The sequence below is a fragment of the Pseudogulbenkiania ferrooxidans 2002 genome (assembly GCF_000174355.1).
GTDB classification, from domain to species: Bacteria; Pseudomonadota; Gammaproteobacteria; order Burkholderiales; family Chromobacteriaceae; genus Pseudogulbenkiania; species Pseudogulbenkiania ferrooxidans.
Genome location: NZ_ACIS01000006.1, coordinates 123,680 through 141,326, shown reverse-complemented (window position 1 = coordinate 141,326; position 17,647 = coordinate 123,680). Strand labels below are relative to the sequence as shown.

Here is a 17,647-nt window from a genome sequence, read left to right as displayed (position 1 = left end):
CCGCCATGACCGGCCTGTTCGCCGACCTGATCCAGCTGCTGCCGGCCCTATGGTGGCCGTTCTGCCGCTTCCTCGCCGCGCTCGCCGTGGCCCCGCTCAGCGGTGAAGGCATGACGCCGGCGCGCGTGCGCATCGGCGCCGCGCTGGCGCTGGCGGTGGCATCGCTGCCGGCGCTGCGCGGCATGCCGGCGATCGACCCGTTCTCGCTCTACGGCATCGCCGTCGCCGTCGAGCAGGCCATCATCGGCCTGATCTTCGGCCTGGCGTTCCAGCTGGTGATGGCGGTGCTGTCGCTGCTGGGCTTCCTGGTGTCGTCGCAGATGGGGCTGTCGATGGCGGTGATGAACGATCCCGGCAACGGCAACTCCTCCGACGTCGTCTCCACCCTGCTTTACCTGTTGGGTGCCATGGTGTTCTTCGCCGTGGACGGCCACCTGGTGCTGATCCAGGTGGTGTACACCAGCTTCAAGGCCTGGCCGGTCGGCAGCGGCATCGACGCGCTGTCGCTACAGACCCTCGCCAACAGCGTCGGCTGGGTGCTGGCGGCGGCCATCCTGCTGGCGCTGCCGGCGGTGTTCGCCACCTTCGTGGTGCAGATCGGCTTCGGCCTGATCAACCGCGTCGCCCCCGCCCTCAACCTGTTCTCGCTGGGCTTCCCGGTGGTGACGCTGTTCGGCCTCGGCACCCTGGGGCTGATCGTGCGCTTCGTGCCGGAGCAGTACCTGCGCCTGTCCGGGCAGCTGCTGCAGATGCTCGACGGCATGCTGGGGCACGGCCATGGCTGAGACGCGCGGCGGCGACAAAACCGAAAAGGCCACTCCCCACAAACTGCGCCAGGCGCGCCAGCAGGGCCAGGTGGCGCGCTCGCGCGACATGGCGAGCGCCATCGGCCTGCTCGTCGCGCTCAAGCTCGCCTTCCTGTCGATGCCGGGCTGGCTCGACGACTTCCGCCGCCTGTTCGCGCTGTCGTTCGCCACGCTGTCGGGCCAGGGCGCCCTGGGCAACACCTGGTCGATGCTGTTTTCCGGCACGCTGACGTTGCTGGTCAAGATGATCCTGCCGCTCGCGGTGATTCCGCTCCTGGTGGCGACGGTGTCGCTGTTTCCGGGGGGCTGGGTATTCGCCTCCCGCCACTTCCAGCCACGCCTCGACCGCCTCAACCCGCTCGCCCACTTCGGCCGCATCGCCTCGCCGCAGCACGCCAGCGACATCGCCAAGTCCATCGTCAAGGCGCTGGTGCTGGGCGCGGTGCTGTACCACGTCAGCCGCGGCGCGGCGCAGGACTTCTTCGCGCTGCAGGGCGTGCCGCTCGACGAGGCGCTGAGCCGCGCCGCCAGCCTGCTGATGGACGCGCTGCTGGCGCTGACCGCGGTGTTCATCGCCTTCGCGCTGATCGACCTGCCGCTGCAGACCCTGCTGTTCCTGCGCCAGCAGCGCATGAGCAAGCAGGAGATCAAGGACGAGTACAAAACCACCGAAGGCCGCCCCGAGATCAAGCAGCGCGTGCGTCAGCTGCAACTGCAGATGGCGCAGCGCGGCGTGCGCAAGTCGGTACCCACCGCCGACGTGGTGATCGTCAACCCGAGCCACTACGCCGTGGCGCTCAAATACGACGAAGACCGCGCCGAGGCACCGTTCATCATCGCCAAGGGCATCGACGAGATGGCGCTCTACATCCGCCAGGTGGCGGCCGAGCACGCGGTGGAGGTCTTGCCGATCCCGCCCCTGGCGCGCGCCGTCTACCACACCACCCAGGTCAACCAGCAGATTCCCGCCCCGCTCTACCGGGCGGTGGCGCAGGTGCTGACCTATGTTCTGCAACTGAAGGCGTTCCGCGCGGGTTCGCGGCATAGCCGGCCGGAATTGCCGGCCGAGCTGCCGGTCCCGCACGAGTTGGCCGAACCCCGAAATCCAGCATGAAGTCACTGTCCCGCCTGTTCGCCGAAATCGCCCGCCACAAGGTGGCCGCGCCGCTCTACCTGCTCGCCATCCTGGCGATGGTGATCCTGCCCTTGCCGCCGTTGATGCTGGACGCCCTGTTCACCTTCAACATCGTACTGGCGATCATCGTCATCCTGGTCAGCGTGTCGGCCAGGCGGCCGCTGGACTTCTCGGTATTCCCCACCATCATCCTCGCCACCACGCTGATGCGCCTCACGCTCAACGTCGCCTCGACGCGCGTGGTGCTGCTCAACGGCCACCAGGGCACAGCGGCGGCGGGCCGGGTGATCGAGGCCTTCGGCCACGTCGTGATCGGCGGCAACTTCGTGGTCGGCCTGGTGGTGTTCGTGATCCTGATGATCATCAACTTCGTGGTGGTCACCAAGGGCGCCGAGCGCATCTCGGAGGTGTCGGCGCGCTTCACGCTCGACGCCCTGCCCGGCAAGCAGATGGCGATCGACGCCGACCTCAACGCCGGCGTCATCAACCAGGAAGCCGCGCAGCAGCGCCGCCGCGACATCGCCACCGAAGCCGACTTCTACGGCGCCATGGACGGCGCCTCCAAGTTCGTGCGCGGCGACGCCATCGCCGGCATCCTGATCCTGATCATCAACCTGTTCGGCGGCGTGGCGATCGGCGCCCTGATGCACGACATGGGCTTCGCCGACGCCTTCCGCCAGTACGCGCTGATGACCATCGGCGACGGCCTGGTGGCGCAGATCCCGGCGCTGTTGCTGTCGTCCGCCGCCGCCATCATCGTCACCCGCGTCAGCGACTCGGGCGACATGCAGGAGCAGGTCGGCTCGCAGCTGTTGGCCTCGCCCACGGTGCTGCTGTCCGCCGCCGGCATGATGTTCGTGCTGGCCATCATCCCCGGCATGCCCTGGCCGACCTTCCTCGCCTTCGCCGCCCTGCTCGCCTTCGTCGGCTGGCGCCTGCGCCGCGCGGGCGAGCATGCCCCGGCCGCGGCCGACCCGGCCAAGGTCCACCAGGCGCTGCTGGCCGACGGCGAAATCGAGCTGGAATGGAACGCCCTGCCCTACGTCGAGGTGCTGTCGCTGACGCTGGGCTACAAGCTGGTCGGGCTGATCGACAAGGCGCAGGGCGCGCCGCTCAGCAAGCGCGTCAAGGGCGTGCGCCAGACCCTGAGCGAGAGCATGGGCGTCCTGTTACCGGCGGTGACGGTGCGCGACGACCTGCGCCTCAAGCCCTCGCAGTACGCCATCGCCATCAACGGGGCGACGTTGGCCGAAGCCGAGGTCTACGCCGACCGCCTGATGGCCATTCCCTCGCCCGAGGTGTACGGCCAGCTCGACGGCCTCCCCGGCATCGACCCGGCCTACGCCATGCCGGTGACCTGGATCGCGCCGGACGACAAGGCGCGCGCGCTGGGGCTGGGCTACCAGGTGGTGGACTGCCCCAGCGTGATCGCCACCCACCTCAACAAGGTGATGCGCGAAAACCTGGCCGAGCTGTTCCGCCACGACGACGTCGCCGCGCTGGGCGAGCGGCTGTCGGCGCTGGCCCCCAAGCTCGCCCAGGCGCTGACCCAGGCGCTGGGGCCCAGCCAGCAACTCAAGGTCTTCCGCGCCCTCTTGACCGACACCGTGTCGCTCAAGGACATCGTGCCGATCGCCACCACCCTGGTCGAAGCCGCCGACACCAGCAAGGACCCGATCATGCTCGCCGCCGAGGTGCGCAGCGCGCTCAAGCGCCAGATCGTGCAGGGCATCCTCGGCCCGCGCGGCGAGATGAAGGCGTTCAACCTCACCGCCGAGCTGGAAAACCTGCTGCTGGGCGCACTGTCGCAGGCGCAGCAGACCGGCAAGCCGGCGCTCGACAGCTTCCCGATCGACCCCAACGTGCTGCAGCAGCTGCAGGTCAACATGCCGATCATCCGCGACCAGATGAAACAGCACGCCACCGCGCCGATCCTGCTGGTGATGCCGCAGATCCGCCCGCTCCTGGCGCGCTACGGCCGGCTGTTCGCTCCCGGCCTCAACGTGCTGTCCTACAACGAAGTGCCGGAAAACCGCGAAGTCAGCCTGATCGGCACGCTGGGCTGAACGGTACAGAGGGGAAGAAACGCAGGATGGGGGCTAAAACGTTAGAGGGGTGCAGTGCAGCGCAACCCCACGCGCGCCTCCCGACAAGCCGACAGCAGCGAACTAGCCTTCCCCACAGAAACATAGGCTGGGTGCAGCACATCGCCCCCTAAACCAGCCCGACCGGCGTACCGCCCGGCACCGATTCCGGCGGCGGGCAGAGCAACAACATCAGTTCCGCCGCCACGGCAAACAGCGCCAGCGACACCCGCCTCGCCTCGAGCAGGCTGACGCCGTGGCGCCCCAGCGCCAGCCCCGGCAGCACATCCCGTTCGCCGATATGGCAGGCGACAAGATGCAGCCCGGTACGCTCCACCGCCTGGCGAATCGGCTCGCGCCACGCCGCCAGCCACCGGCAGCCCGCGGCAGACGCCACCAACACCAGAACCACGCCCGCTGGCTGTAGACGCAGCCGCAGCCGCATCCAGCCGACCTCCGGCAAGGTCGCCTCCAGCAGCAGATCCAGCGTGTCGTCATCGGACGCCTCGTCCTGCCCCGGCACGGCGTCTTCCACACTCAAGGCCAGCACCGGCCCGCCCCACAACCACAGCGGCAGGGTCAGCGGCAACGGGGCTTCGGCCAACGTTTGCCCCCGCAACCCGGCCAGCGCCAGTTGCGGCGCGGCCAGCAGCAAGGCGCCGGACAGATGGCTGCCGCCTTCCTGCCGGAAGCGCGCCGCGCTGACGGCCAGCTTGCCCAGCAAGGCCTCACGCCAATCGCCCCCCAACTTCGCCGCATCCGGGCGCTCGGGGGTCAGCCGTGGCCAGCTCGCCTGATCCCTCTGCCAGGCCGGAGCCGCAGCGCCCTCCTCCGGTGTCGCGGCAACCCCTGGGGGGGCATCCAGCCACACCAGTTCCAGGCGTGGCGTCACCGCGCGCACCAGCAAGCGCAACTCGCTGCCCGGCGGCGGAACCTCTCCGGGCAGCGGCCACCCCGGCAGCAACCATGTCACGTCCGCGCCCTGCAGCTCCAGCGTTCCGTCGCTCCGCCGCGTGGCGAGAGTCAGCCGCAGCTCTTCACCGGCCACCGGCGGGCGCCCGCTCTGGGCGGCGGCACTGCGCCCCACCGCTGCCACTGGCGACAGCGCCGCAATACGTTCCACCATCGGTCAACCCCAATGAAAAAGGCCAGCCGCACAAAAGCGGCTGGCCTGGACACCGTAGGAAGGGAGCGTCGCGAAACCCATCGCACGCTCCCGACGGGACAAGGCCGCTCCGGCCCTCCCCATCCTCCCTGTACCTTACTGCATCAGCGACATGGCCAGCTGGCCGATGGTGCCGCTCTGCTTCAGCATGCCGGTGCCGGCCTGCATCAGCATCTGCTTGGTGGTCATCGACGCGGTCTCGGCAGCGTAGTCGGTGTCCATGATGCGGCCCTTGGCGATCTGGGTGTTGTTGTTGACGTTGGACAGGTTGTTGTAGACGTGGTCCAGACGGTTGGCGCCGGCGCCGATGGCCGAACGCACCGTGCCCAGATCATTCAGCGCGGTCTCGGCCAGGGTGATCGCGGCGTTGGCACCGGTGGTCAGGTCGCCGGCCTGCAGCGCGGCCATCGACGTGGCGAAGGTGCCCATCTGAGTGGAGGCATCGAAGGCGTAGGTTTCGCTGGCGGAGGAACCGATCTGGAAGGTGACCGGGCCGGTGCCCAGCTTGCCGCCAGCCAGCAAGGCGGTGCCGCCGAACTTGGTGTTGCTCATGATGTTGGTCAGTTCGTTGCCCAACTGAGCGAATTCAGCCTGGGCCGCGGTCTGGTCGGCGGCGCTGGCGGTGCCGTTGGCCGCTTCGGTGGCGAGGTCCTTCATGCGCAGCATGATGTTGGACACTTCACCCAGGGCGCCATCGGCGGTCTGCAGCATGCTGATGCCGTTCTGGGCGTTCTTCATCGCCACGGTCATGCCACGGCTCTGGGCGTCCAGACGGGTGGCGATCTGCAGGCCGGCGGCGTCGTCCATGGCCGAGTTGATGCGGAAACCGGTACCCAGGCGGGTCATCGCGGTGGTCAGGGCGCTCTGGCTGGCGTTCAGGTTGCTCTTGGTGAACAGGGCGGCGGCGTTGGTTTGCAGGCTCAGCATGGTTTAGTGCTCCTTTTGGGCTAATCGGGACCGGCGTCATCGCCGTCACCAGTACAAAGCGACCAAACCAGCGGGCACATTAAACCTCGGTGAGTGTGAAAAATCACACCCCGCCAACACGCCGAGGCGCCGCTTCCCGATGCCACCACCCAAACCCAAGCCACCATGCCCTATCTGGAACCAGGCACGGCGATCCTCACCCAGAAGCGTCACGACCAGGCGACGCCATCCGAAAACCCAAACGGGCAGGCGCCCCCTCCCCGGATCGACCGCAACGGCCGGGCAACGCTGGCAAAACGATGGAAAGGAGAGAGTCGTGCCCGCAGTACATGGCAACGCCATATGGCACCGACGCCGGCGCGACGGTTAGCACGTAAGACAATAGTGAAGGGACAAAAACAAAAGGACGCCGGCTTTGCAGCCGGCGTCCTTGGAAATACTTTGGCTCCCCGAGCAGGGCTCGAACCTGCGACCTGCGGATTAACAGTCCGTCGCTCTACCAACTGAGCTATCAGGGAACATCTGAAGAGGAAAGGATCATAAACAAAACTCCCCTCTTCGTCAACACCGTCGAGTCACCTCGAACGATTTTTTCTACCTCAGTGCCGGGTCTCCACCTGCACCAGCTCCACCGGGGCGCCGGACTCGAGCGACTCGCGCACCGCTTCACGACGGCGCACCCCCGTCACCACCGGCTCGACCAGCGGCTGAGGCTGCGCCTCGGCCGTCGGCTTGGTGCTGACCATCACCAGACCACCCAGGTCGATCGCTGCAGGCGCAGCAGCGATAACCGGAGCGGCCGTCTCCACCGCGACGGCAACAACCTCGGCCAGCGGCTCCTGGCTCGACGGTGCCGCAATCGGCTCCGCCGCTACCTCGGCCACCGCTTCGGCAGGCGCTTCGACGACCTGGACCGGCTCGACCGCCACGGCAGGCGTCAGCACCTCCGCCGCGACGACGACCGGTGCCGCCACTTCAGGTTCGGCGACTTCGGCCACCTCCGGCTGTACCGGTTCGGCGACCGGCGCTTCCGCTACCGTCGGTTCGACCGCCGCCACGGGCGCCTCGACAACCGCCTCTGCGGCAACCGCTTCCACCGCCACCTCGGTCGCGGCTTCGGCAGCGACCACGACCTCGGCCGCCTTCGCTACCGGCACCTCGTCAGCAGCGACAACCGCCGGCTCGGCCACTTGCGGGGCCTCGGCAACCTGAACCGCTTCCGTCACGGCCGCCTCGGTGGGCACGACGGCTTCCGCCACGACCTCGCCCTCGGCCTCGGTCGGTTGCTGCAAGGTGCCGTCACGCTGTGCCTCGATACCTTCACGACGGTTACGGTCGCGACGGCCACGACGGCGACGACGCTCGCCGCGCTCCGCGGTCTCGCCGCCCTCCTCGGCAACCGCCGGCACCATCTCGGCCGACTTCACTTCCTCCAGATTAGCCTGCTCGACCGGCTCCTTGACCTGCTCCACTTCGCTGACCTGCGGGGTCGGGCGACGACGCGGTTCCTGCTGACGCGGCGACTGCGGCGCCTTGTCCTCGGCAGCCTGCGGCTGCGGACGCGGGGTCTCGCGTGCCTCACGCGGTTCGCGCGGTTCACGACGCTCTCCGCGTTCGGCGCGTTCGCCTCGCTCGGCACGCTCGCGGCGCGGTGCACGCTCCTGACGCGCTTGCGGCTCCTGGCCAGCCTCGCCACGTGCCTCGGCCGGCGCCGCCGGACGGCGACGATCTTCCTGCTGCGCACCACCCTGACGGCGCTCGTCACGGTCACGACGCACCTGGTTGCCATGACGGCGATCGCCCTGGCGGGAACGCGGGTTGCGCTGTTCGCGCACCGGCTCCTTCTTGACTTCCACCGGCGCCGGCTTGGCCGGCTCTGCCGGTGCCAGCACCGACTTGAACCAGCCCACCAGGCGTTCGATCAGGCCCGCGCTCTGCACCGGCGCGGCGGCAGCGGCAACCGGTTGCTCAACCGGGGCCACCGGTGCGGCCACTTCCGGAGCCGGCTGCAACGGGGTAATCCCCTTGACCGCAGCTTCCTGACGTTCGATCTTGGGCTTGGCCTGGCCGAAGTTGGCCGTGCCTTCTTCTTCCTGGATTTCGACACGGCTGTAGCTCGGCAGATCGCCCAGTTCGCTCATGTCGTCGTGACGCACGCGCACGATCTTGTAATGCGGGGTTTCCAGATGGATGTTCGGAATCAGCACCACGCTGACATCGAGGCGCTCTTCGATCGAATAGATTTCGGCACGCTTCTCGTTGAGCAGGAAGGTGGCGACGTCCACCGGCACCTGGGCATGCACCGCACCGGTGTTCTCCTTCATCGCCTCTTCCTGGATGATGCGCAGGATGTGCAGCGCGGAGGACTCGGTGCCGCGGATGAAGCCGATGCCATGGCAACGCGGGCACGGCTCGTGGCTGGTCTCGCCCAGGCTCGGCTGCAGGCGCTGACGCGACAGTTCCAGAAGGCCGAAGCGCGACAGCTTGCCCATCTGCACGCGGGCGCGGTCGTGCTTGAGCACGTCGCGCAGGCGGTTTTCCACCTCGCGCTGGTTCTTCTGGATCTCCATGTCGATGAAGTCGATCACGATCAGACCACCCAGGTCGCGCAAGCGCAGCTGGCGGGCGATCTCCTCGGCCGCTTCAAGGTTGGTCTTGAGCGCCGTCTCCTCGATGTCCGCGCCCTTGGTGGCGCGCGCCGAGTTGACGTCCACCGACACCAGCGCCTCGGTATGGTCGATCACGATGGCGCCGCCGGACGGCAGCTGCACGCTGCGCGAGAAGGCGGTTTCGATCTGGTGTTCGATCTGGAAGCGCGAGAACAGCGGCACCGGGTCCTGGTACAGCTTGACCCGGTTGATGGTGTTCGGCATCACGTGCGCCATAAACTGGCGCGCCTGCTCGTGGATTTCCTCGGTATCGATGAGGATTTCGCCGATGTCCGGCTGGTAGTAGTCGCGGATGGCGCGAATCACCAGGCTGCCCTCCTGCAGGATCAGCAGCGGACCGCTCTGGGCGCCGGCGGCGCCTTCGATGGCGCGCCACAGTTGCAGCAGGTAATTGAGGTCCCACTGCAGCTCTTCGAAGGTACGGCCGATGCCGGCGGTGCGCGCGATCAGGCTCATCCCCTGCGGCACTTCCAGCTGCGCCAGTAGATCCTTCAGTTCCTGCCGCTCCTCGCCCTCGATGCGGCGCGAAACGCCGCCGCCGCGCGGGTTGTTGGGCATCAATACCAGATAGCGACCGGCCAGGCTGATGTAGGTCGTCAAGGCCGCGCCCTTGTTGCCGCGCTCGTCCTTCTCGACCTGCACCATCACTTCCATGCCTTCACGCAGCACGTCCTGAATGCGCGGACGGCCACCTTCGTAGTTCTGGAAATAGGAACGGGAAACTTCCTTGAAGGGCAGGAAACCGTGACGGTCGGTGCCGTAATCGACGAAGCAGGCCTCGAGCGAAGGCTCGATGCGGGTGATCACACCTTTGTAGATGTTCCCCTTGCGCTGTTCTTTTCCGACCGTTTCGATATCCAGATCGATGAGCTTCTGCCCATCGACAATGGCAACGCGCAGCTCTTCGGCTTGCGTTGCGTTAAACAGCATACGTTTCATGTATACGTTCCCTGCGCGGCACTCACGCAAGGACGCAGCCAGTATTTGACGGCCCAGTGGCTAGAAATGGGCGCTTTCCGAAAGAAGTAGTGGTCTAAAGAGCATGAAAAACGGATTTAACAAGCCGACTTCCTGATTTTCTCTCACACGAACGACGCCCGCGCATGCATTGTCATACAGTGGGTACGGTCGGCATCCTTGGCATTGGCTTCTGGGATGTCGCCGGGCAGGGGCGCTCGTGCCGGGTCAAACTTTGCTGCGGGATTCCCTGACTGGCTTTGCATCAGGGAATGGAATGCTCGTGAGTGCGTTATGCGATCAAATGCATTACCATCGCTACTTTTCGGTGAGCGACTTAACCTTTGGCTGCGGCCGGTTCATCCGGCGTCAGGTCAGGGGAACACCCTGCCGGCCGAACTCTTTCCCCGCAGCAGCGTCATCAGGCGCTAAACCCATGACCCTTGCTTCCGGATTCGCCAGCGATGCGTTGCAAAATAACGTGTCGAGGCGCAAGAAGTATAAGCAATATGACTGATATTCGCAAAGACTCTGTAACCTTCTACACGGTGGGCGAGGCCGAGTCCGGCCAGCGCATCGACAATTTCCTGGTTCGCCTGCTCAAGGGCGTGCCGAAGAGCCATATTTACCGCATCCTGCGCTCCGGCGAAGTGCGCGTGAACAAGGGCCGCATCGACGCGGCCTACCGTTTGCAGGCCGACGACCAGATCCGCCTCCCCCCGGTGCGCGTGGCGGAACGGCAGGAGAACGACGCTCCGGCCACGACCTTCCCCGTGATCTACGAAGACAATGCCCTGCTGGTCATCGACAAGCCGGCCGGCATCGCGGTGCACGGCGGCAGCGGCGTCTCGTTCGGCGTCATCGAACAGTTGCGCAAGGCCTACCCGGAGTACCGTTTCCTCGAGTTGGTGCACCGGCTCGACCGCGAGACTTCGGGCCTCCTGATGCTGGCCAAGAAGCGCTCGGCCCTGCTCAAGCTGCACGACATGATGCGCTCGAGCACGCCGGACAAGCGCTACCTGGCGCTGGGCGTGGGACGCTGGCAGGACGACAAGCACGTCAAGCTGCCGCTCTTCAAGTTCACCAACGCCGAGGGCGAGCGTCGCGTGCGCGTCGCCGACAACGGCCAGAGCGCCCATACCATTTTCAAGGTGCAGGAACGCTTTGCCGACTTCACCCTGGTCGAGGCGCGCCTGCGCACCGGCCGCACGCACCAGATTCGGGTGCACATGGCGGCCAGCGGCCACCCCATCGCCGGCGACGACAAGTACGGCGACGCGGCCCTCAACCGAGAGCTGGGCCGGCGCGGCCTGCGCCGCATGTTCCTGCATGCCGCCTCGCTATCCTTGCCGCATCCGCTGACCGGCGAGCCGCTCAGCTTCCAGGCCCCGCTTCCGCCCGAACTCGCCCACTTCCTCGACAGTCTGAGGCAGCATGAATAAAACGTTTGATCTAATCGTATTCGATTGGGACGGCACCCTGATGGACTCGACCGCCCACATCGCCACCTCGATCCAGAAGGCCTGTGCCGATCTGGGCTTGCCGGTGCCGGACCGCAGCGCGGCCAGCCATGTCATCGGCCTTGGCCTGGGGGATGCCTTGCGTCACGTCTGCCCCAGCCTGCCGGAGGAGCGCTTCGAGGACATGGTGGACGCCTATCGGCAGCATTATCTGAACGGGGACGCTACGATAGAATTGTTCGAACACGTGCAAGAAGGGTTGGCCGAACTGCAGCAAAGTGGCCTCTTCCTTGCAGTAGCCACCGGCAAAAGCCGCAAGGGCCTCGACCGGGCGCTGACCGAAACCGGGCTGGGCACGCTGTTCCATGCCAGCCGCACGGCGGACGAGTGCCACTCCAAGCCACATCCGGCCATGCTGCTGGAACTGACTGACGAGCTCGGCGTCGACCCCGCGCGCACCCTGATGGTGGGCGACACCACGCACGACCTCTTGATGGCGCAGAACGCCGGCGCCCAGAAGGTGGGCATGAGCTACGGCGCCCATCCAGTCGCCGCGCTACTGGAGTGCCAGCCGCTGGCCCTGTTCGACGACTTCCGGAGCCTGCTGCAATGGCTGAAACCGCAAATCGGCTGATCTGCGCCTCCGCCGACCTGGCCGACAGCGGCAAGGCGGTGCGCTTCGAGACCACCGACGCCAACGGCCAGCCGGTCAGTGCGCTGGTCTTTCGCTACCAGGGCCGGGTTTTCGCTTACCATAACAGCTGTCGTCATATTCCGGTCGAGCTCGACCTCACCGATGGCGAGGTCTTCGACCTGACCGGGCATTACCTGGTGTGCAGCATGCACGGCGCGCTCTACCTACCGGACAGCGGCCTGTGTGTCGGCGGCCCCTGCCGCGGCCAGCGCCTGACCCCCATCAACGTCAGCGAGCAAGACGGCCAGGTGTTTTGTGTAACCGCCGCCGCACGCGGCGACACGGAGAAAAACGGTGAACGATAACCCGCAATGGGAACGCCAGCTGCTGGAAAAGCTGGCCATGGCCTCGCTGGTGGAACAGCGCCGCACCCGCCAGTGGAAAATCTTTTTCCGGCTAGCCTGGCTCGTCATCATCGGCGCCGCGGTTTTCGGCCTGTTCTACACCAAGGACGAGGTACCGGGCGAGCGACTGATCGGTGACGGTCACACCGCCACGCTGCAGCTCAAAGGCGTCATCGACAGCGACAACGATACCGCCGAGAAGCTGATCACCGGCCTGAACGACGCCTACCGCGACAAGAACACCCGCGGCATCATCATCCAGGCCAACAGCCCGGGCGGCAGCCCGGTGCTGTCGGGCATGGTCTACGACGAAATCCGCCGCCAGAAGAAACTGCATCCGGCCATCCCGCTCTACGTCGTGGTCGAGGAAGTGTGCGCTTCCGGCTGCTACTACATCGCCGCCGCCGCGGACAAGATTTTCGTCGACAAGGCCAGCATCATCGGCTCGATCGGCGTTTTGTCGGACGGTTTCGGCTTTACCGGGGTGATGGAGAAACTGGGGGTCGAGCGCCGCTTGAAGACCTCGGGGGAAAACAAGGCGATGGGCGACCCGTTCTCGCCGCTCAACCCCAAGCAGGAAGCCATTCGCCAGCAATTGCTGGATGACATCCACCAGCAATTCATCTCGGCGGTGAAGGACGGGCGCGGCGCCCGCCTGCACAACGACCCAGAGCTGTTCAGTGGCCTGATCTGGCTGGGGACCAAGAGCATCCCGCTGGGCCTGGCCGACGGCTACGGCACGGTGCACAGCGTGGCGCGCGACGTCATCAAGTCTGAAAAGACCGTCGACTACACCCCGGAGGACACCTTCCCCAGCCGTTTCGCGCGCCGCCTGGGCGTCGAGTTCAGCAGCGGGGTCAAAGGCCTGTTCGACCCCCGCTTTTTCTGATTTCTGAGCAAACGGATACCATGGCACGCCGGCGACGCAGCGAAGACGAACATGAAAATCATGAACGGTGGCTGGTTTCCTACGCCGATTTCATCACCCTGCTGTTCGCCTTCTTCGTGGTGATGTACGCCATCTCTTCGGTCAACGAAGGGAAGTACCGGGTCCTGTCGAGCGCCATCGTCGACGCCTTCCGCACCGGCACGACGATCAGCTTGCAGACCACCCCCCCCACCGGCGGCGCCAATACCATGATCGAAGTGGCGCAGAACAAGCCGGTGGCCAAGGCGGTCAAGGGCGAGCAGCAACTCAAGGAACAGGCCCGGCTGGGCAGCCTCGCCAGCGACCTGCAGAAAGTGATGGAGCCCCTGGTCAAAGGCGGGCAGGTCAAGATTACCCAGAGCCCGAAAGGCGTCACCATCGAGATCCGCGACAGCGCCTTGTTCCCCATCGCCCAGGCACAGCCCGCGCCACAGTCGCTGCAGGTGCTGGCACAGATGGCGAAAGTGCTGTCCCAGGTCGACAACCCGATCACCGTCGAAGGCTTCACCGACAACATCCCGATCCGCAACACGTTCTACCCGTCCAACTGGGAACTGTCGGCGGCACGGGCCGGCAGCGTGGTGCGGCTGTTTGTCGAGAACGGCATCGCACCGGCCCGCCTGGTGGCGGTCGGCCGTGCCGAGAACCTGCCCGTGGCGGATAACACCAGCGAGGAAGGACGGGCCAGCAACCGCCGGGTGTCGATCACGGTGCGCTCCGTCACCGCCGAGGACAGCAAGCCCTTGGCGGTGGAGTCGCTCGATGCCGCCGCCACCCCACATGCCAACCCTAACTGACGACATGCAAGAGGAACGCCCATGAGCACCCCGATCAGCAATACCGCCCTGGATCAACTGTTTAACAATGCGCGCACCCACACGCATTGGCAGCCACGGCCGGTCGGCGACGACACCTTGCATCAGCTGTTTGATCTGCTGAAGATGGCGCCGACCAGCGCCAATTGCTCGCCAGCGCGCTTCGTGTTCGTGAAGAGCGCCGACGCCAAGCAGCGCCTCAAGCCCTGCCTGTCGGAAGGCAACGTCGACAAGACCATGGCGGCACCCGCCACGGTCATCGTGGCGATGGACACCCGTTTCTACGAGCACCTGCCACAGCTGTTCCCGCACACCGACGCACGCAGCTGGTTCGAGGGCAACGAGGCACTGATCCAGACCACCGCCTTCCGCAACAGCACCCTGCAAGGAGCCTACCTGATCATGGCGGCTCGCTCGCTCGGGCTCGACTGCGGCCCGATGTCCGGCTTCGACAACGCCAAGGTCGACGCCGAATTCTTCCCGGACGGTCGCTTCAAATCGAACTTCCTGATCAATCTCGGCTACGGCGAGGCCAATAAATTGCACGCCCGAGCCCCGCGTTTCCGCTTCGAAGAAGCCTGCTTGATCGCATAAGGCTTCGGCCAACCCAGCCCGCCCGGTTATAATCCGGGCATTTTCCTACCCGGAGACCCGCATGCTCTACTCGCTTCTGCGCCCTCTTCTGTTCAAGCTAGACGCAGAAACCGCCCACGAAACCACCCTGAAGCTGCTCGACAAGGCGCACCAGCTCCACCTGGACAGCATTCTGGGCCAGAGCACCACACGGCTGCCGGTGCAGGCCATGGGCCTGACCTTCCCCAATCCGGTGGGGCTGGCGGCGGGCCTCGACAAGAACGGGGAGCACATCGACGCCCTGGCCGGACTCGGCTTTGGCTTTCTGGAAATCGGCACCGTCACGCCGCGACCACAGGCCGGCAACCCTAAGCCGCGCCTGTTCCGCGTTCCCGAGCACCAGGGCATCATCAATCGCATGGGGTTCAACAACCTGGGCGTCGATGCATTGCTGGAGAATGTGCGCAACTGCCGCTTCAAGGGCATCCTCGGCATCAATATCGGCAAGAATGCCACCACCCCTATCGAATCCGCGGTCGACGACTACCTCGCTTGCCTCGACAAGGTCTACGCCTACTCCAGCTACATCACGGTCAACATTTCTTCGCCCAACACCAAGAACCTGCGCCAACTGCAGCAGGCGGACGAGCTGTCGGCCCTGCTGGCCAGCCTCAAGGTGCGCCAGCAGGAACTGGCCGACAAGCATGGCCGCTACGTACCGCTGGCCGTGAAAATCGCCCCGGATCTCGATGACGAGCAGATCGTCGCCATCGCCCGCCTGCTCACCGGGCACAAGATCGACGGCGTCATCGCCACCAACACCACGCTGTCGCGCAGCGAGATCGCCGGGCACCCCATGGCGGACGAAGCAGGCGGCCTGTCCGGCGCCCCGGTGCGCGAGCGCTCCACCGCCCTGATCCGCAAACTGGCCAAGGAACTCGACGGCGCCCTGCCCATCATAGGAGTGGGAGGCATCGACTCCGGTGAGGGCGCCGCCGAAAAGATGGATGCCGGCGCCACACTGGTGCAACTCTACAGTGGCCTGATCTATCGTGGCCCGGACCTGGTCGGCGAGGTGCTGCAAGCGTTGAAAGCACGCCGCCAACTGGACTCTGGCAAATGATCCATCGCAAGGAAATGAACATGCTGAAATCTGCTCTGCGAACTCTCGTCGCGGCGGCCCTAGTCACTGGCACCCTGGCTGGCTGCGCCACGTCGGACTCGGCCGCGGTTTACTCCAAGGGACAGATGCGCCAGGCCCAGAACGTGGAATTTGGCACGGTGGTCTCGGTGCAGAACGTGATGATGGAAGGCAACAACAACGAGCTTCTGACCCTGGGTGGCGCGGCGCTGGGCGGCATTGCCGGCAGCACCATCGGCCAAGGGCGCGGGGCCGCCGCCGGCACCATCGTCGGCGCACTGGCTGGCGGCTTTGGCACCCAGGCCGCACAGCGCAACCTCGGCACCAAGAATGCACTCGAAATCACCGTCAAGCTCGACCGTTCCGGCCGCATGCTGTCGATCGTTCAGGAAGCCGACATCCCCTTTGCCCCGGGACAACGCGTCAAGGTGCTGACCGGTGGTGGCAATGATCGCGTGGCACCGCTCTAAGCCACGTCCGGCTGACAGGACAGACGACAAAGGGGCCAGACCGGCCCCTTTTCTTCGCTTCCCTCTCAGCAGAATGGCTCCCAACGCCCGTCCCGCAGCCTTTCCAAAGGACGATACGCCGACTTGTAATCCATCTTGCGGCACCCCTCGATCCAGTACCCCAGGTAGACGTAAGGCAACCCCAGCCGGCTTGCCAACTGCACCTGCCACAACACGTTGTAGACCCCATAGCTGGCACGTACATCGTCCGGCTCGTAGAAGGTATACACCGCCGACAGGCCGTCGCTCAGCCGGTCGATCAGGCTCACCATTTTCAATACCCCGTCCTGGCGGAACTCGGCAAGGAAACTCTCCACATTGCTTTTCAGGATGAACTCGGCGTACTGGCTCGAATCGTCCTCGGACATGCCGCCACCGGCATGGCGTGCCGCCTGATAACGCCGGTACAAGTCGTAATGCTCCTCCCGGTACAGCAGCGGCAATAGCTCCACGGCCAAACTGTCGTGTCTTTTCCAGGCACGCCGCTGGGTCCGGTTGGATGTAAAAGCCGCCACAGGGATACGTACAGGCTGGCAGGCCTTGCAGCCGTCGCAATAAGGCCGGTAGGTGTAATGCCCGCTGCGCCGGAACCCCAGCCGCACCAGTTGGCTGTAGACGGCGCTATCGATGGCTTCCGCCGGTATCGCCACCTGCGAGCGAGCCTGCAGATCGGGGATGTAACTGCACGGATACGGCGCCGTGGCGTAGAAATGGATGGCCATCAACGGGCCGGCATCACGGTGACTCATTGCTATACCTGTATGACCACATGCCTTCGGGGGCGGAAAGCCCCACCAGTTCTTTCAGCGTAGCAAGAAACTCGTGCCGCGGTATACGCCGGGCACCCAGGCTGGCCAGATGCGGGGTGTACATCTGGCAGTCGATCATGGCGAAACCGCAGTTCTGCAGGTGCCGGGACATATGCACAAAAGCCAGCTTGGAGGCATTGCTGACGCGGGAGAACATCGACTCGCCATAAAACATCCGCCCCAGCGCCACACCATACAAACCGCCCACCAGCACCCCTTGCTGCCAGGTTTCGAAGGAATGGGCCAGCCCCAGCTCATGCAGGTGACAGTAGGCATCGACCATTCCCGGGCCGATCCAGGTGCCGGGCTGACCATCACGCGGTGCCGCACAGGCTTTCATGACCTCGCGAAAGGCGGTATCGACCCGGATTTCATAAGGGTGGTTGCGCAGTGTTTTGGCCAGGGACCGGGTGATGCGCAACTCGGACGGAAACAGCACCATGCGCTCGGAAGGAGACCACCAGAGAATCGGTTCCCCCGGTGAAAACCAGGGGAAGATTCCCTGGCTATACCCCAGCACCAGCCGCGCGGGCGAAAGATCCCCTCCCGCAGCCAGCAAACCATCCGGCTCGATCAGGGCATTCTCGACGCTGGGGAAAGCCAGCTCACGGTTGAGCCAGGGGACCATGGG

The 17,647-nt window shown here is 65.5% G+C and carries 16 protein-coding genes and 1 tRNA gene; 11 read left to right on the top strand and 6 right to left on the bottom strand.

From position 1 onward, the window contains the following. Positions 1-5: 5 nt before the first annotated feature. The 3 genes from fliR to FURADRAFT_RS11745 are packed head-to-tail and all read left to right on the top strand — an operon-like array spanning position 6 to position 4,007. Positions 6-785 carry a flagellar biosynthetic protein FliR gene (fliR, locus tag FURADRAFT_RS11755; RefSeq protein ID WP_008954376.1) on the top strand — a complete coding sequence of 260 codons (780 nt, stop codon included), beginning with the start codon at positions 6-8 and terminating at the stop codon, positions 783-785. Beyond that, entirely contained in the window at positions 778-1,920 is a 1,143-nt protein-coding gene (locus tag FURADRAFT_RS11750) for an EscU/YscU/HrcU family type III secretion system export apparatus switch protein (protein ID WP_008954375.1), read from the top strand. Before fliR ends, FURADRAFT_RS11750 begins: the two co-directional genes overlap by 8 nt. Further along, positions 1,917-4,007 (top strand): flagellar biosynthesis protein FlhA, encoded by a 2,091-nt coding sequence (locus FURADRAFT_RS11745; protein WP_008954374.1) that lies wholly within the window; start codon positions 1,917-1,919, stop codon positions 4,005-4,007. Before FURADRAFT_RS11750 ends, FURADRAFT_RS11745 begins: the two co-directional genes overlap by 4 nt. A 148-nt stretch (positions 4,008-4,155) precedes the next feature. Here the strand turns inward: FURADRAFT_RS11745 and FURADRAFT_RS11740 are convergent, their stop codons facing one another. The 4 genes from FURADRAFT_RS11740 to FURADRAFT_RS11725 form a co-directional block, all read right to left on the bottom strand. Further along, the gene (locus tag FURADRAFT_RS11740; protein ID WP_008954373.1) at positions 4,156-5,151 is read right to left on the bottom strand and encodes a hypothetical protein; all 996 of its coding nucleotides are present in this window, start codon (positions 5,149-5,151) and stop codon (positions 4,156-4,158) included. A gap of 135 nt (positions 5,152-5,286) precedes the next feature. Further along, positions 5,287-6,117: a flagellin N-terminal helical domain-containing protein gene (locus FURADRAFT_RS11735; RefSeq protein WP_008954372.1), complete on the bottom strand. Its 831-nt coding sequence runs from the start codon at positions 6,115-6,117 to the stop codon at positions 5,287-5,289. 442 nt (positions 6,118-6,559) lie between these two features. Further along, positions 6,560-6,635 (bottom strand) — tRNA-Asn (locus FURADRAFT_RS11730). Between the two features lie 81 nt (positions 6,636-6,716). Then, entirely contained in the window at positions 6,717-9,725 is a 3,009-nt protein-coding gene (locus tag FURADRAFT_RS11725) for an Rne/Rng family ribonuclease (RefSeq protein ID WP_008954371.1), read from the bottom strand. A 527-nt stretch (positions 9,726-10,252) separates the two neighbouring features. On the opposite strand from FURADRAFT_RS11725, the gene rluC reads away from it, so the two are divergent. The 8 genes from rluC to FURADRAFT_RS11685 all read left to right on the top strand — a co-directional run bounded on the left by rluC (position 10,253) and on the right by FURADRAFT_RS11685 (position 16,168). Beyond that, the gene (rluC, locus tag FURADRAFT_RS11720; protein WP_008954370.1) at positions 10,253-11,185 is read left to right on the top strand and encodes a 23S rRNA pseudouridine(955/2504/2580) synthase RluC; all 933 of its coding nucleotides are present in this window, start codon (positions 10,253-10,255) and stop codon (positions 11,183-11,185) included. Then, the gene (locus tag FURADRAFT_RS11715; protein WP_008954369.1) at positions 11,178-11,837 is read left to right on the top strand and encodes an HAD family hydrolase; all 660 of its coding nucleotides are present in this window, start codon (positions 11,178-11,180) and stop codon (positions 11,835-11,837) included. The genes rluC and FURADRAFT_RS11715 overlap by 8 nt, the downstream gene beginning before the upstream one ends. Further along, complete coding sequence (locus FURADRAFT_RS11710) at positions 11,813-12,202, top strand: Rieske (2Fe-2S) protein (RefSeq protein WP_008954368.1); 390 nt, start codon at positions 11,813-11,815, stop codon at positions 12,200-12,202. The genes FURADRAFT_RS11715 and FURADRAFT_RS11710 overlap by 25 nt, the downstream gene beginning before the upstream one ends. Beyond that, positions 12,192-13,130, top strand: coding sequence for a S49 family peptidase (locus FURADRAFT_RS11705; protein WP_008954367.1), 939 nt, complete (start codon positions 12,192-12,194; stop codon positions 13,128-13,130). The genes FURADRAFT_RS11710 and FURADRAFT_RS11705 overlap by 11 nt, the downstream gene beginning before the upstream one ends. 20 nt (positions 13,131-13,150) lie before the next feature. After that, a complete protein-coding gene (gene motD / locus FURADRAFT_RS11700) occupies positions 13,151-13,966 on the top strand; it encodes a flagellar motor protein MotD (protein ID WP_008954366.1) in 816 nt (271 codons plus the stop codon). A 21-nt stretch (positions 13,967-13,987) separates the two neighbouring features. Further along, a complete protein-coding gene (locus FURADRAFT_RS11695) occupies positions 13,988-14,578 on the top strand; it encodes a malonic semialdehyde reductase (RefSeq protein WP_008954365.1) in 591 nt (196 codons plus the stop codon). Positions 14,579-14,639: 61 nt separating this feature from the next. Continuing rightward, positions 14,640-15,680, top strand: coding sequence for a quinone-dependent dihydroorotate dehydrogenase (locus FURADRAFT_RS11690; protein WP_008954364.1), 1,041 nt, complete (start codon positions 14,640-14,642; stop codon positions 15,678-15,680). 20 nt (positions 15,681-15,700) lie between these two features. Continuing rightward, positions 15,701-16,168: an outer membrane lipoprotein gene (locus tag FURADRAFT_RS11685; RefSeq protein WP_236261579.1), complete on the top strand. Its 468-nt coding sequence runs from the start codon at positions 15,701-15,703 to the stop codon at positions 16,166-16,168. Between the two features lie 65 nt (positions 16,169-16,233). On the opposite strand, the gene FURADRAFT_RS11680 is transcribed toward FURADRAFT_RS11685, so the two are convergent. Beyond that, entirely contained in the window at positions 16,234-16,956 is a 723-nt protein-coding gene (locus FURADRAFT_RS11680) for an arginyltransferase (RefSeq protein ID WP_008954362.1), read from the bottom strand. Beyond that, complete coding sequence (gene aat, locus FURADRAFT_RS11675; RefSeq protein ID WP_008954361.1) at positions 16,943-17,644, bottom strand: leucyl/phenylalanyl-tRNA--protein transferase; 702 nt, start codon at positions 17,642-17,644, stop codon at positions 16,943-16,945. The genes FURADRAFT_RS11680 and aat overlap by 14 nt, the downstream gene beginning before the upstream one ends. Positions 17,645-17,647 lie beyond the last annotated feature (3 nt).